13 protein-coding genes are annotated in these 15,296 nt (G+C 57.3%); 6 read left to right on the top strand and 7 right to left on the bottom strand.

Going from position 1 to position 15,296, the window contains the following annotated elements:
• Positions 1-15: 15 nt before the first annotated feature.
• The 5 genes from gldA to argE all read right to left on the bottom strand — a co-directional run bounded on the left by gldA (position 16) and on the right by argE (position 6,856).
• The gene (gene gldA / locus FOY96_RS21580) at positions 16-1,119 is read right to left on the bottom strand and encodes a bifunctional L-1,2-propanediol dehydrogenase/glycerol dehydrogenase (protein WP_039264224.1); all 1,104 of its coding nucleotides are present in this window, start codon (positions 1,117-1,119) and stop codon (positions 16-18) included.
• Positions 1,120-1,131: 12 nt separating this feature from the next.
• Positions 1,132-1,794 carry a fructose-6-phosphate aldolase gene (gene fsa, locus FOY96_RS21575; protein WP_033146928.1) on the bottom strand — a complete coding sequence of 221 codons (663 nt, stop codon included), beginning with the start codon at positions 1,792-1,794 and terminating at the stop codon, positions 1,132-1,134.
• Positions 1,795-1,922: 128 nt separating this feature from the next.
• Positions 1,923-2,687, bottom strand: a complete 765-nt coding sequence (locus FOY96_RS21570; protein WP_058841961.1) for a helix-turn-helix transcriptional regulator — start codon at positions 2,685-2,687, stop codon at positions 1,923-1,925.
• Between the two features lie 94 nt (positions 2,688-2,781).
• On the bottom strand, positions 2,782-5,433 hold the full coding sequence (gene ppc / locus FOY96_RS21565; protein ID WP_143347709.1) for a phosphoenolpyruvate carboxylase: 2,652 nt from the start codon (positions 5,431-5,433) through the stop codon (positions 2,782-2,784).
• Positions 5,434-5,704: 271 nt separating this feature from the next.
• On the bottom strand, positions 5,705-6,856 hold the full coding sequence (gene argE, locus FOY96_RS21560; RefSeq protein ID WP_023309677.1) for an acetylornithine deacetylase: 1,152 nt from the start codon (positions 6,854-6,856) through the stop codon (positions 5,705-5,707).
• An 88-nt stretch (positions 6,857-6,944) separates the two neighbouring features.
• On the opposite strand from argE, the gene argC reads away from it, so the two are divergent.
• The 4 genes from argC (at position 6,945) to oxyR (ending at position 11,427) form a co-directional block, all read left to right on the top strand.
• Positions 6,945-7,949 carry an N-acetyl-gamma-glutamyl-phosphate reductase gene (gene argC / locus FOY96_RS21555; protein WP_032662767.1) on the top strand — a complete coding sequence of 335 codons (1,005 nt, stop codon included), beginning with the start codon at positions 6,945-6,947 and terminating at the stop codon, positions 7,947-7,949.
• A gap of 6 nt (positions 7,950-7,955) precedes the next feature.
• Positions 7,956-8,732, top strand: a complete 777-nt coding sequence (gene argB / locus FOY96_RS21550) for an acetylglutamate kinase (RefSeq protein ID WP_090420882.1) — start codon at positions 7,956-7,958, stop codon at positions 8,730-8,732.
• A gap of 78 nt (positions 8,733-8,810) precedes the next feature.
• On the top strand, positions 8,811-10,184 hold the full coding sequence (argH, locus tag FOY96_RS21545; protein WP_069303419.1) for an argininosuccinate lyase: 1,374 nt from the start codon (positions 8,811-8,813) through the stop codon (positions 10,182-10,184).
• 325 nt (positions 10,185-10,509) lie between these two features.
• Positions 10,510-11,427: a DNA-binding transcriptional regulator OxyR gene (oxyR, locus tag FOY96_RS21540; protein WP_023309664.1), complete on the top strand. Its 918-nt coding sequence runs from the start codon at positions 10,510-10,512 to the stop codon at positions 11,425-11,427.
• Here oxyR and sthA read toward each other — a convergent pair.
• Positions 11,410-12,810, bottom strand: coding sequence for a Si-specific NAD(P)(+) transhydrogenase (sthA, locus tag FOY96_RS21535; protein ID WP_008501785.1), 1,401 nt, complete (start codon positions 12,808-12,810; stop codon positions 11,410-11,412). The genes oxyR and sthA overlap by 18 nt on opposite strands.
• Before the next feature lie 196 nt (positions 12,811-13,006).
• On the opposite strand from sthA, the gene fabR reads away from it, so the two are divergent.
• Together fabR and FOY96_RS21525 are read left to right on the top strand one after the other, a co-directional pair.
• Entirely contained in the window at positions 13,007-13,645 is a 639-nt protein-coding gene (gene fabR / locus FOY96_RS21530) for an HTH-type transcriptional repressor FabR (RefSeq protein ID WP_008501784.1), read from the top strand.
• Between the two features lie 9 nt (positions 13,646-13,654).
• Positions 13,655-14,014: a YijD family membrane protein gene (locus FOY96_RS21525; protein ID WP_008501783.1), complete on the top strand. Its 360-nt coding sequence runs from the start codon at positions 13,655-13,657 to the stop codon at positions 14,012-14,014.
• Positions 14,015-14,093: 79 nt separating this feature from the next.
• On the opposite strand, the gene trmA is transcribed toward FOY96_RS21525, so the two are convergent.
• Entirely contained in the window at positions 14,094-15,194 is a 1,101-nt protein-coding gene (trmA, locus tag FOY96_RS21520) for a tRNA (uridine(54)-C5)-methyltransferase TrmA (protein WP_143347708.1), read from the bottom strand.
• Between the last annotated feature and the right edge of the window lie 102 nt (positions 15,195-15,296).

Below are 15,296 nucleotides of genomic sequence, written 5' to 3'. Positions count from 1 at the left end.
TTTTATTCACGCTATTTACTCCCACTCCTGCAGGAACCGCTGCCCATACTGGTCGGCCACCAGCAGCGCCGCATATACCTGATCCGGCGTTACGCCGCCGGGCATGTTGTGGATAGTTTCCCCTTCGGCACAGGAGGCTTCCGCGATCAAACGCATTTTGGCCGGAATATCCTCTTTGATATTTAGCTGTGCCAGCGTGATCGGCAGCCCAACGCTGTGACAAAGCGCGGCGACGGTCTCTATTTCTTCTACCGGCGCGTTTTCCAGCACCAGCTGTGTGAGCGTGCCAAACGCCACTTTTTCACCGTGATAGAAGTGGTGCGCGTCCGGTACCGCCGTCATTCCGTTATGAATAGCGTGTGCCGCCGCCAGCCCGCCGCTTTCAAAGCCTACGCCGCTGAGATAGGTGTTGGCTTCGATAATGCGTTCCAGCGCCGGTGTAACCACATGCTGTTCCGCGGCCAGCATGGCTTTTTCACCCTCTTCAACCAGCGTGTTGTAGCACAGCTCGGCCAGCGCGAGTGCAGCCTGCGTACATTTGCCGCCCGCCATGGTGCTCGCGCCGCTGCGCGAGCAGGCGCGTGCTTCAAACCAGGTTGCCAGCGCATCGCCAATCCCGGCGGCCAGCAGGCGTGCCGGCGCGCCCGCTACCACTTTGGTATCGACGATTACCATGTTCGGGTTGTGCGGCAGCATCAGGTAGCGATCGAACTCACCGCTGTCGGTGTAAATGACGGAAAGGGCGCTGCACGGCGCATCGGTGGAGGCGATTGTTGGCGCAATGGCGACGGGTACGTCCATAAAATGGGCCAGCGCTTTGGCGGTATCCAGCGTTTTACCGCCGCCGATACCCAGCACTGCCAGGCAGTCGGCGCTGTCGGCCAGTTTTTTCAGGCGATCGATTTCATTTTGTGAACATTCGCCGCCAAACGGCGCTATTTCGGCGTGCAGTTCGGCTTTTTTAAAACTCTGGCGCAGGGTCTCTTCGGCAAAACCCAGCACAAATTTATCGCCGACAACCAGCCAGCGATTGGCCAGGGGTTTCAGATAGTCGCCGAGACGGGTAAGCACATCAGCGCCCTGGATATATTTTCCCGGCGATTGAATGATACGGTCCATAACAGTTCTCCCTTAGAGGTTGAGGTTACCAAACGCGTTTTTCCAGTCCTGCTCGAACTTCTCTATGGCTGACTCTACCGCTGGCGTGCCGAGCATTTGTTGCGCTACGTCTAAGGGAAGCGTGATTGCCTCGCATCCCGCCAGCAGGCAGTCCAGCGCCTGCCGCGGCGTTTTGAAGCTGGCGGCCAGCACTTTGCTTTCCGGCGCGTGCAGTTCCAGCAGGGATTGCAGCTCCTGGACCATGCGAATGCCGTCACCGCCCTGCGCGTCAACGCGGTTTACGTACGGCGCGACATATTTCGCGCCTGCCAGCGCGGCGAGCAGGCCCTGTGCCGCGCTGTAAACAGCGGTCCCCAGCGTGGCTATCCCCTCTTTTTTCAACGCTTTAATCGCGATGAGCCCCTGAGCCGTCACCGGGATTTTCACCACGATGCCCGGGACGGCGTTACTCAGACGTTTGGCCTCTGCCACCATCCCTTCGGCATCGCGGCTCATGGTTTGAGCAAACAGCGTGCCTTCCGGCCCGATGGCTTTTTGCAGACGCGGCAGCACGTCCCAGATGGATTCACGGCTGGCGGCAACGATGCTCGGGTTGGTAGTGACCCCCGCAATGGGGAAGACCCGCGCCAGGCGTTCAACTTCCGCCACGTTGGCGGTATCCAGGTACAGTTCCATTATTTTTCCTTAAGTCAGAAAGGTTGAATAAAGGATAAGACGCGGGCAGGCAGGGCGGATACAGGCCAATTTTGCCAAATACTGGACAAATGTAATGTCCTTAGCGAAGTGCGAGAGCGATCACAATGCTATTTTTTGGCGGTCAGCTCGCTGTGATACTGGCGACGATATTCGGAAGGAGAGCGTTCGGTGTGCTTGCGAAAGAGACGGCAGAAGTAATTGCTGTCTGTAAACCCACAGCGTGCGGCGATATCTTTGATTTTAAGATCGTAGCCTTTCAGCAGCTGGCGCGCGTGTTCGAGTCGCGTTTGCGTCAGGTATTCGTTGAACCCCACGTTGCCAATCTTCTGAAAGAGGTGGGAAAGGTAGTTCGGCGAGACGTAGAACGCCTGCGCGACGGATTCACGGGTTAACGCCGAAGCGTGATGTTCTTCGATGAAGCGGCGAATGGCCTCAAACAGGGCGCGGCTGCGGCTGGCGGTGTGGATGTCGCTGCCAAGCAGATCCCGGCAGTGGCTGAGCAAGCTTAATACCACCAGTATCGCGGTCTCTTGCTCATCCGGCTGCATCTGTAATTCGGTTAGCGTCTGCAGAAGAAAAGCACCCGTTCGCGGACCGCGACGGGCAACCTGGAGCTGCTGCACAAGCGTATTGTCATGCTGTAACTCGATAGTTAGCAGCTGCTTACCGAAATGTATGCTCAGGGCGTTAGACGATGGATGCGTTAAGTGTCCAAAGGATGAAAATATCGCCTCACAGGGGGCATCAAGGGTAATGACGAGGCAGGGAGATGTTCGGGAATGCTGTTCAGACAGCGCTGAGAAATGAATCTGGCCCAGCGGTAGCGTGCGGTTTACCAGGTCTGCCAGGATTCGGGTGATATCAGAATGCATGAGAAGACTACCGAAATGTGCCGGGTGGCGCTAACGCTTACCCGGCCTACCAGTCACAGGTCCGGGCAAGCGCGGCGCCGCCGGGCATAGAGTATTAGCCGGTGTTACGCATACCCGCAGCAACGCCCGCAATCGTCACCATCAGCGCCTGTTCAACGCGCGGATCCGGCTCTTTACCTTCTTCTTCCGCCAGACGCGAACGGTGCAGCAGCTCTGCCTGCAGGACGTTCAGCGGGTCGGTGTAGATGTTACGCAGCTGAATAGACTCGGCAATCCACGGCAGGTCCGCCATCAGATGTGAGTCGTTGGCGATGTCCAGTACCACTTTGATGTCGCCTTCCAGCAGTTCGCGCAGCTCTTTACCCAGCGCCCACAGCTCTGGTTTCACCAGACGCTGGTCGTAGTATTCCGCCAGCCACAGGTCAGCTTTCGAAAAGACCATCTCCAGCATGCCCAGACGGGTAGAGAAGAACGGCCAGTCGCGGCACATGGTTTCCAGTTCGTTCTGTTTACCGTCTTCCACCACTTTTTGCAGCGCGGCACCGGCACCCAGCCAGGCGGGCAGCATCAAACGGTTCTGCGTCCAGGCGAAGATCCACGGGATCGCGCGCAGAGACTCTACGCCACCGGTCGGGCGACGCTTCGCAGGACGTGAGCCCAGCGGCAGTTTACCCAGCTCCTGCTCAGGCGTGGCCGAGCGGAAGTAAGGAACGAAATCTTTGTTTTCACGCACGTAGCCGCGGTACAGATCGCAGGAGATATCAGACAGCTCGTCCATGATATGGCACCAGGATGCTTTCGGCTCCGGCGGCGGCAGCAGGTTTGCTTCCAGGATAGCGCTGGTGTAGAGCGACAGGCTGCTGATGGTCACTTCCGGCAGACCGTACTTGAAGCGGATCATCTCGCCCTGCTCGGTGACTCGCAGGCCGCCTTTCAGGCTTCCCGGCGGCTGTGAAAGCAGCGCTGCGTGTGCTGGTGCGCCGCCACGGCCAATCGAGCCACCGCGTCCGTGGAACAGGGTCAGCTCAATACCGGCTTTCTCGCAGGTTTTGATCAGTGCGTCCTGCGCCTGATACTGCGCCCAGGATGCCGCCATCACGCCCGCATCTTTCGCGGAGTCAGAATAGCCAATCATCACCATCTGTTTGCCCTGAATAAAGCCGCGGTACCAGTCGATATTCAGCAGCTGGGTCATGACGTCGTTGGCGTTGTTCAGGTCGTCGAGGGTCTCAAACAGCGGGGCGACCGGCAGGGCGTAGTCGATTCCCGCTTCTTTCAGCAGAAGGTGAACGCCCAGCACGTCGGACGGGGTCTTCGCCATGGAGATCACATAGGCGGCCACCGATCCTTTCGGTGCATCCACGATCGCTTTACAGGTGTTGAGCACTTCGCGGGTTTCGTTGCTTGGCTCCCAGTTGCGCGGCAGCAGAGGGCGCTTCGAGTTCAGCTCGCGGATCAGGAAGGCCTGTTTGTCGGCTTCGGACCAGCTTTCATAGTCGCCGATGCCGAGATAGCGGGTCAGTTCGCCCAGCGCTTCGGTATGACGGGTACTTTCCTGACGTACGTCGATACGCACCAGCGGCACGCCGAAACACTTCACGCGGCGCAGGGTGTCGAGCAGTTCGCCGTTAGCGATGATGCCCATCCCGCAGGCCTGCAGTGATTTATAACAGGCATACAGCGGCTCCCAGAGCTGTTCGTTCTGGCTGAGCAGACCCTCTGGTTTTGGCAGGCGCTGACCTTTCAGACGTGCTTCCAGCCAGGCCTGAGTGGCTATCAGCTGACCACGCAGTTTCTTCATCAGGAAACGGTACGGCTCGCTGGCGCCTTCTTCTCCGGCCAGCGCGCGCAGTTCCGGCGTCGCTTCAACCATCGACAGCTCGGAGATCAGCACCTGAATGTCTTTCAGGAACAGGTCGGTCGCTTTCCAGCGGCTCAGCAGCAGGACGTGACGGGTGATTTCCGCGGTCACGTTCGGGTTGCCGTCGCGGTCGCCGCCCATCCAGGAGGTGAAGCGGACCGGAACGAAGTCGACCGGCAGGCGGTAGCCGAGGTTCTCTTCCAGCTGTTCGTTCAGCTCGCGCAGATAGTTAGGCACCCCTTCCCACAGGCTGTTTTCCACCACCGCAAAGCCCCATTTGGCTTCGTCGACCGGGCTTGGACGATGCTTACGAATTTCATCGGTGTGCCAGGACTGGGCAATCAGCTGGCGCAAACGGCGCATCAGCTGGTTGCGTTCGTAGTCGGCAATATCTTTATTATCCAACTGCTTCAGACAGTTGTTCACTTCCACCATTTTGTGGATCAGGGTGCGACGGGTAATTTCAGTGGGGTGTGCGGTCAGCACCAGCTCCAGCGAAAGCGATTCCACCGCTTTTTTGATGGTGGCTTCGTTGAGGTCTGGCTGGTCTTTCAGTTTACGCAGGGTGCGGGCAATGACTTCCGGGTTGCTTGCCGCTTCGCCGTTTGGCGAAATGCTGTGGTATTGCTCAGCGGTGTTAGCCAGGTTCAGGAACTGGCTGAATGCGCGTGCAACGGGCAGCAGCTCATCGTTTGAGAGGTTCTGCAAGGTGGTGAGCAGCTCCTGACGACTGGCCTCGTTACCGGCACGGGAAGATTTAGACAGCTTGCGGATGGTTTCAACGCGGTCGAGGATGTTCTCCCCCAACGCGTCTTTGATGGTATCTCCAAGCACTTTGCCGAGCATACTGACATTACTACGCAACGCGGAATATTGTTCGTTCATAAAAACCCAGTCACCCCATCATTTTTGTTTATGCCCAGGCGAAAATCATCTGGACATTATTTTGTCATCTCCCTTTATAAAGCCACGTAAAACCCCCGTCGTCAATTGCTGCGAAAACGGTTCAGCAAACGAATAAATGCGGGCAATTTACGAAATTTAATTCGCATTGCGTCAGATAAGAGATGCTTATGGGAATGTGACGGAGATCATGCGATTTGTTGGCCTCACCCTGACCCTCTCCCACTGGGAGAGGGGACTCTTCGGTGCGGTTTTAATGCCAGCAGAAGTGATGCACAACCTGGGTAATCAGTTCGCGGGTTGGCTTGATGAAGCGGGTTTCCAGATATTCATCAGGCTGGTGGGCCTGGTTGATGGAGCCGGGGCCCAGGACCAGCGTAGGGCAAAGCGTCTGAATAAACGGCGCTTCGGTGCAGTAGTTCACCACGTCGGTTTTCTCACCGAGCAGCTTTTCCACCACCTCAACCAGCTGATGATCCGGCGGGCATTCGTAACCCGGGATCGGCGGATGCAGTTCGGAGACCGTCAGGCGGCCCGGCCAGCGCTCGCTCACCGGCGCCAGCGCTTCATTCAGCAGGCCGTCGAGATCGCTGAGGGTCATGCCCGGCAGCGGGCGGATGTCCATATGCAGTTCGCAGCAGGCGCAGATACGGTTGGAGGCATCGCCGCCATGCAGGCTGCCGAGGTTCAGCGTCGGATACGGCACGGTGAACGCGTCGTAGTGGTAGCGCTCTTTCAGATCGTCGCGCAGGGTCATGATGCGGCCGATGGCGTCATGCATCAGCTCGATGGCGTTCACGCCGCGCGCCGGGTCGCTGGAGTGGCCGGACTGACCCAGCACGCGCACGGCCGTAGAGATATGGCCTTTATGCGCGCGGATCGGCTGCAGAGACGTCGGCTCGCCGATGATCGCGCAATCCGGGCGAATCGACGTATTTTCCGAGAAGTAGCGCGCGCCCGCCATGCTGGTTTCTTCGTCGGCGGTCGCCAGAATGTAGAGCGGTTTTTTCAGCTTCGTCACGTCCACGTCACGCAGCGCGTCGAGGATAAAGGCGAAGAAGCCTTTCATGTCGGCGGTGCCCAGACCATAGAGCTTGTTGTCGTGCTCGGTCAGGGTGAACGGATCGCGCGTCCAGCGGCCATCGTCAAACGGCACGGTGTCGGTATGGCCGGCCAGCAGCAGGCCGCCCGCACCGGTTCCGGTGCTGGCGAGCAGGTTAAATTTGTGGCGTGTTCCGGGAACGGGCTGAACCTCAACGTTAAACCCAAGATCGCTAAACCAACCCGCCAGCAGATTGATTAAAGACTCATTGCTCTGATCCAGCGCTTCTTCCGTTGCGCTGATGGACGGAGTGGCAATCAGGGCGCGGTAGATCTCGATAAATGGCGGTAAGTTCATTTTCATTGTTGACACACCTTAGGTCGTGATAGTATCAATATTCATGCAATAAATGTGAATAAAAATACATTAACGTTGAGCATAAAGGAACCCGATGTTGAATACGCTGATTGTAGGCGCTAGCGGTTATGCGGGCGCAGAGCTTGTAAGCTACGTGAATCGCCATCCACATATGACCATAACCGCTTTGACCGTGTCAGCGCAAAGCAATGATGCAGGAAAGTTAATTTCCGATTTGCATCCGCAGCTTAAGGGTCTTGTCGATCTGCCGCTGCAGCCCATGTCTGACATCAGCGAGTTTACCGACGGCGTCGACGTGGTGTTTTTAGCCACCGCGCACGAGGTCAGCCACGACCTGGCGCCGCAGTTCCTGGCGGCTGGCTGCGTGGTCTTCGACCTTTCCGGCGCGTTCCGCGTGAACGACGGTGCGTTTTACGAAAAATATTACGGTTTCACCCATCAGCATCCGGATCTGCTGGAAAAAGCGGTGTACGGCCTGGCGGAGTGGAGCGCAGATAAACTGAAAGAAGCGGACCTGATTGCCGTTCCGGGCTGCTACCCGACGGCGGCGCAGCTTTCCCTGAAGCCGCTGATCGACGCAGGCCTGCTGGATCTGAGCCAGTGGCCGGTGATCAACGCCACTAGCGGCGTGAGCGGTGCAGGACGCAAGGCCGCTATCTCCAACAGCTTCTGCGAAGTGAGCCTTCAGCCGTATGGCGTGTTTAATCACCGTCATCACCCTGAAATCACGACGCATCTGGGCGCGGACGTCATTTTCACGCCGCATCTGGGCAGCTTCCCGCGCGGGATCCTCGAAACCATTACCTGCCGCCTGAAGCCGGGCGTGACCAAAGAGCAGGTGAACGAGGCCTTCACGCAGGCGTATGCGGATAAACCGCTGGTGCGCCTGTACGATAAAGGCGTGCCGGCGCTGAAAAACGTGGTCGGCCTGCCGTTCTGCGACATCGGCTTTGCCGTGCAGGGCGAGCATCTCATCGTTGTCGCCGCAGAAGATAACTTACTCAAAGGCGCTGCCGCACAGGCAATGCAGTGTGCAAATATTCGTTTCGGTTTCCCGGAAACGCAGGCTCTTATTTAAGGTGTGATGATGAACCCATTAATTATCAAACTCGGTGGTGTACTGCTGGACAGCGAAGAAGCGCTGGAGCGTCTGTTTACCGCGCTGGTGAACTATCGCGAATCACACCAGCGTCCGCTGGTGATTGTCCACGGCGGCGGCTGCGTGGTGGATGAGCTGATGAAAGGGCTCAACCTGCCGGTGAAAAAGAAGAACGGCCTGCGCGTCACGCCTGCTGACCAGATTGACATCATTACCGGTGCGCTGGCGGGTACGGCGAACAAAACGCTGCTGGCGTGGGCGAAGAAACACCACATCGCGTCCGTCGGCCTCTATCTGGGCGATGGCGACAGCGTAAAAGTGACCCAGCTCGACGAAGAGCTCGGCCACGTTGGACTGGCGCAGCCGGGTTCGCCTAAGCTGATTAACACGCTGCTGGAAGGAGGTTTCCTGCCGGTGGTGAGCTCTATCGGCGTGACCGAAGAGGGCGAGCTGATGAACGTCAACGCTGACCAGGCGGCGACGGCACTGGCGGCAACGCTGGGTGCGGATCTGATCCTGCTCTCCGACGTGAGCGGCATTCTGGACGGCAAAGGCCAGCGCATTGCGGAAATGACGGCTGAGAAAGCCGAGCAGCTGATTGCCCAGGGCATTATTACCGACGGCATGATCGTCAAAGTGAACGCCGCGCTGGATGCCGCACGCACGCTGGGCCGCCCGGTGGATATCGCCTCCTGGCGTCACGCGGAACAACTGCCGGCGCTGTTTAACGGCACGCCGATTGGCACGCGTATTCTGGCGTAATCGATTTAATGTTTTGTAGGCCCGGTAAGCGCAGCGCCACCGGGCAATGAAATTCAAAGATATTTAAGGAAGCATGTTATGGCACTTTGGGGTGGGCGTTTTACACAGGCAGCGGATCAGCGGTTCAAACAGTTCAACGACTCTTTGCGCTTCGACTACCGCCTGGCCGAACAGGATATTGTCGGCTCTGTGGCCTGGTCCAGGGCGCTGGTAACGGTAGGCGTACTGACCGCCGACGAACAATTACGGCTGGAAGAGGCGCTGAACAATCTGCTGGAAGAGGTGCGTCTTAACCCGCAGCAGATCCTCGAAAGCGATGCTGAAGATATTCACAGCTGGGTGGAAGGCAAGCTTATCGACAAAGTCGGCCAGCTGGGTAAAAAGCTGCATACCGGCCGCAGCCGTAACGACCAGGTCGCCACCGACCTGAAGCTGTGGTGTAAAGATACCGTTGGCGAACTGCTGGCGGCTAACCGTCAGCTGCAGAGCGCGCTGGTGGAGACCGCGCAGAACAACCAGGACGCGGTGATGCCGGGTTATACCCACCTGCAGCGCGCCCAGCCGGTGACCTTCGCGCACTGGTGTCTGGCCTACGTTGAGATGCTGGCGCGTGACGAAAGCCGTCTGCAGGATACCCTGAAACGTCTGGACGTCAGCCCGCTGGGCAGCGGCGCGCTGGCCGGTACGGCGTATGAAATCGACCGTGAACAGCTGGCAGGCTGGCTGGGCTTTGCCTCCGCCACCCGTAACAGCCTGGACAGCGTGTCCGACCGCGACCACGTGCTGGAGCTGCTCTCCAATGCGTCTATCGGGATGGTGCATCTGTCGCGCTTTGCCGAAGACCTGATCTTCTTTAACTCTGGCGAAGCGGGCTTCGTCGAGCTGTCCGACCGCGTGACCTCAGGCTCCTCCCTGATGCCGCAGAAGAAAAATCCGGACGCGCTGGAGCTGATCCGCGGCAAGTGTGGTCGCGTGCAGGGCGCGCTGACCGGCATGATGATGACCCTGAAAGGGCTGCCGCTGGCGTATAACAAAGACATGCAGGAAGACAAAGAAGGGCTGTTCGACGCGCTCGACACCTGGCTGGACTGTCTGCATATGGGCGCGCTGGTGCTGGACGGCATTCAGGTGAAACGTCCGCGCTGCCAGGAAGCGGCGCAGCAGGGCTATGCGAACTCTACCGAACTGGCGGATTATCTGGTGGCGAAAGGCGTACCTTTCCGTGAAGCGCACCACATTGTGGGTGAAGCGGTGGTGGAAGCCATTCGTCAGGGTAAACCGCTGGAAGATCTGGCGCTGGCCGACCTGCAGAAGTTCAGCGCGGTTATCGGGGATGATGTGTATCCGATCCTTGCGCTGCAGTCTTGTCTGGATAAACGTGCCGCGAAAGGCGGCGTGTCGCCTAAGCAGGTGGCGCAGGCGATAGCGGATGCGAAAAACCGGTTGGTTTGATTTGGTTTGAACAGTGCGGGCTGGTGCCCTCTCCCACGGGGAGAGGGAGCAAACACTAAAAATGGCAACTTCGGTTGCCATTTTGCTTTTATCCCCGGGCTTTTTTACGCAAAAAAAAAGCGGACCACGGGGTCCGCAAAAGTTCACGTTGGCTTTAGTTGTTCGAGTTTTGAGAGAAACTCGCTGACGGTGCGGGGACGTCAAGGGTCAAACACGTGCCGCCTCGTCTATGTGGTGTATTATTCAACAGAATGCTTGATAGGGATAATCGTTCGTTGCTATGCTATCTATCGCCATGAACTATCGTGGCGACGGAGGATGAATAATGAATATTCGTGATCTTGAATACCTGGTAGCGTTAGCCGAGCATCGTCACTTTCGCCGCGCGGCAGATTCCTGCCACGTCAGCCAGCCCACGCTGAGCGGTCAGATCCGCAAGCTGGAAGACGAGCTGGGCGTGATGCTGCTGGAGCGCACCAGTCGTAAGGTTCTGTTCACACAGGCAGGTCTTCTGCTGGTGGATCAGGCGCGCACCGTGCTGCGCGAGGTCAAAGTGCTCAAGGAAATGGCAAGCCAGCAGGGGGAGGCGATGTCCGGCCCGCTGCATATCGGCCTGATCCCAACCGTTGGCCCGTACCTGTTGCCGCACATCATTCCGATGCTGCACCAGACGTTCCCGAAACTCGAAATGTACCTGCATGAAGCGCAAACCCATCAGCTGCTCGCGCAGTTAGACAGCGGCAAGCTCGACTGCGCCATTCTGGCGCTGGTGAAAGAGAGTGAAGCCTTTATTGAAGTGCCGCTGTTTGATGAGCCGATGATGCTGGCGATCTATGAAGATCACCCGTGGGCGAACCGCGATCGCGTACCGATGGCCGATCTGGCCGGTGAAAAGCTGCTGATGCTGGAAGATGGCCACTGCCTGCGCGATCAGGCGATGGGCTTTTGCTTCGAAGCGGGTGCGGATGAGGATACCCATTTCCGCGCAACCAGCCTGGAAACGCTGCGTAATATGGTCGCGGCGGGAAGCGGTATTACGCTGCTGCCTGCGCTGGCCGTACCGCGCGAGCGTAAACGTGATGGCGTGGTTTATCTGCCGTGCATTAAGCCGGAGCCGCGTCGCACTATCGGCCTGGTGTATCGTCCGGGTTCACCGCTGCGCAGCCGCTATGAGCAGCTGGCAGAGGCCATCCGTGGTTCGATGGATGGCCATTTCGACAGCGCGTTAAAACAGGCGGTTTAAGCCGTTCAGCGCAGCTACCCGATAGGCTTCCGCCATGGTCGGGTAGTTAAAGGTGGTGTTAACGAAGTACTCAATGGTGTTACCACCGCCTTTCTGCTCCATTATCGCCTGGCCGATATGAATGATTTCCGCCGCGCGTTCACCAAAGCAGTGAATGCCGAGGATCTCTTTCGTTTCGCGATGGAACAGGATCTTCAGCGTTCCCACGCTCATCCCCACGATTTGCGCCCGCGCCAGATGTTTAAACTGGGCACGTCCCACCTCGTAAGGCACCTTCATTGACGTCAGCTGCTGCTCGGTTTTCCCGACTGAACTGATTTCCGGGATGGTATAGATCCCCGTCGGAATATCTTCGATCAGGTGCGCCGTCGCTTCGCCTTTTACCAGCGCCTGTGCGGCGATGCGTCCCTGGTCGTAAGCGGCTGAGGCCAGGCTTGGGTAGCCAATCACGTCGCCGACCGCGTAAACGTGCGGCAGGGCGGTCTGATACATGCTGTTGACCTTCAGCTGACCGCGGCTGTCGGTTTCAAGCCCGATATTTTCCAGCTGCAGTGAATCGGTGTTGCCGGTACGACCGTTGGCGTACAGCAGACAGTCTGCTTTCAGCTTCTTACCGGACTTCAGGTGCATGATCACCCCGTCGTCGCAGCCTTCGATCTTCTCGTACTCTTCGTTGTGGCGAATCACCACGCCGCTGTTCCAGAAGTGGTAGGAGAGAGAGTCCGACATCTCCTGATCGAGGAACGCCAGCAGGCGGTCACGGGTGTTGATCAGGTCAACTTTGACGTCCATTCCGCGGAAGATCGACGCATATTCGCAACCAATGACCCCTGCGCCATAGATAATGACGTGGCGAGGCTCATGGTGCAGGCTCAGAATCGAGTCGCTGTCGTAGACGCGCGGATGCGAGAAGTCCACGTCGGCCGGATGGTAAGGGCGTGAGCCGCAGGCGATCACAAATTTTTCAGCCGTGATGGTTTCAACCGAACCGTCGTGGCATTCGAGTGCCAGGGTGTGTTCATCCACAAAATGCGCGTTGCCCTGCAAAATTTCACAGTGATTACGCTCATAAAATCCCTGACGCATGCGTGTCTGCTGGTTAATAACGGTATCCGCGTGATTCAGGATATCAGCAAAGGATGAACGAAGAAGTCGGGAGTGGTCGCTGTAAAGAGGGTTCTGGTTAAATTCGATAATGCGGCTAACGGCGTGGCGGAGGGCTTTCGAAGGGATGGTGCCCCAGTGGGTGCAACCGCCGCCGACATTATGGTAGCGCTCGATGACCGCTACTCTGGCTCCCTGTTTCACCAGACCCATAGCAGCACCTTCGCCGCCGGGGCCGGAACCAATAACTATTGCGTCGTAATCGTAGGAATGTGGCATGGTAAGGCTTACCTGTTCTTATACATAAAAGCAACAGAATCATAACATCATTGCCAGAGTAACCCAATTATCGTTGTGCTTTTTTCGGGCAGTGGAGCACAAACCGCACGTAAACAATCATTCACAAAGCCAGGCAAACAGATTAATTTTATTCTCTGGTATAGTGCCATCAGGCCTTTGGAAGGATTCAACTATCGTGATGGGCGTAAGAGCACAACAAAAAGAGAAAACCCGGCGTTCGCTGGTGGAAGCCGCATTCAGTCAACTGAGTGCTGAGCGGAGTTTTGCCAGTTTGAGCCTGCGCGAAGTCGCACGCGAGGCCGGGATTGCGCCAACGTCCTTCTATCGTCATTTCCGTGATGTGGATGAACTGGGCCTGACTATGGTCGACGAGAGCGGTCTGATGCTGCGCCAGCTGATGCGGCAGGCGCGTCAGCGTATCGCCAAAGGGGGCAGCGTGATCCGCACCTCCGTATCGACCTTTATGGAATTTATCGGCAATAACCCCAACGCGTTTCGTCTGCTTCTGCGCGAGCGTTCGGGCACATCGGCGGCGTTTCGTGCCGCCGTCGCGCGTGAAATTCAGCACTTCATCGCGGAACTTGCCGACTATCTTGAACTCGAAAACCATATGCCGCGTGCGTTTACTGAAGCACAGGCCGAGGCGATGGTGACGATTGTTTTCAGCGCGGGTGCCGAAGCGCTGGATGTCAGCATTGAACAACGCAAACAGCTCGAAGAGCGACTGGTATTGCAGCTCAGGATGATCTCCAAAGGCGCGTACTACTGGTATCGCCGTGAACAAGAGAAACTGGCACATCAAACCGAAGAGTGAAGGTGAGTAATGAAACAGTCAGGTCAGGATAAAGGGACGCTGTTGCTGGCATTGATCGCTGGCTTATCCATTAATGGTACGTTTGCCGCTATTTTTAGCTCAATCGTTCCATTTTCGATTTTCCCGCTTATTGCGCTGGTGCTGACGGTTTACTGCCTGCATCAACGTTACCTGAACCGCACCATGCCGGTGGGGTTACCGGGGCTGGCCGCTGCCTGCTTTATTCTGGGCGTATTGCTGTATAGCACGGTGGTTCGCGCGGAGTATCCGGATATCGGCTCTAACTTCTTCCCTGCGGTACTGTCTGTGGCGCTGGTGTTCTGGATTGGCTCGCGCATGCGTAGCCGTAAAAGCCAGTTACCAGAGTAATGAATTATTTGTAGGGCAGGTAAGCGAAGCGCCACCTGCCAAAAACGCCGGATGGCGCTACGCTTATCCGGCCTACAGATCACCGTGCGGTAAGTAAAACGCCGCACTCCATATGGTGCGTATACGGGAACTGATCGAACAGCGCCAGACGTTCAATCTTGTGCGTCTGGCCTAATGTTTCGAGGTTCTTGCACAGCGTCTCCGGGTTGCAGGAGATGTACAAAATACGCGGGTACGCCTGCACCATCTTCTCGGTTTCGCTGTCCAGGCCACTGCGCGGCGGGTCGACAAAAATCGTCTCACACTGGTAGCTTTTCAAATCGATCCCTTCCAGGCGGTTAAACTGGCGAACGCCGTTCATGGCCTGCGTGAACTCTTCCGCGGCCATACGAATGATCTGCACGTTATCGATATGGTTAGCGGCGATGTTGTACTGCGCGGCAGCCACCGACGGCTTGGCGATTTCCGTTGCCAGAACGCGATCGAAATTACGCGCCAGCGCCAGCGAGAAGTTGCCGTTACCGCAGTAGAGCTCAAGCAGATCGCCCGTTGACCCTTCCGTCGCCTTCAGCGCCCACTCCAGCATCTGCACGTTCATCGCAGCGTTTGGCTGGGTAAAGCTGTTCTCGACCTGACGATACACCATCTCTTTACCTGCCACCGGCAGGCGCTCGTCGATGTAGTCCTGATCCAGCATGATTTTGGTTTTTGTCGCGCGGCCAATCAGGTGAACGTTGATGTTCTGCGCGCGCAGGGCATTGCGCAGCGCTTCTGCCTGCTCGCGCCACTCGTCATTGAGCGCTTTGTGGTACAGCAGGGAGACAATCGCCTGATTGCTTTGCGTGGTCAGGTAGTCAATCTGGAACAGCTTGTTACGCAGTACCGGATTGTTGCGCACGCCGTCCATTATCAGCGTCATCAATTGGTTAATGAGCTCGCTCGCCGCCGGAAAGCTGTCCACGCGAATACGGGATTTCGTCTGCTGATCGAAAATGATGTGGTACAGGTCGTCGCCGTCGTGCCAGATGCGGAATTCGGCGCGCATGCGGTAGTGGCTGACGGGAGAGCGGAACACCTCGGGAACGGGCGCGTTGAAAGGCGTCATCATACTTTGCAGGCGGACGACTTTCTCTGCCAGCTGCGCGTCGTACTGTTCTGTCGGGAGGTGTTCTGGGGTCATGATGCGTCCTGAGTGATAAAGAATTACGCGGGGATTGTAGGCATTGTTCAGGGGATGTCCAGATTTAATGGGCAATAGCTGTCTGGACATCCATACGTGTCT

Source organism: Enterobacter asburiae (genome assembly GCF_007035645.1).
Classification (GTDB): Bacteria; Pseudomonadota; Gammaproteobacteria; order Enterobacterales; family Enterobacteriaceae; genus Enterobacter; species Enterobacter asburiae_B.
This window is presented reverse-complemented; position numbering and strand designations above follow the sequence as displayed.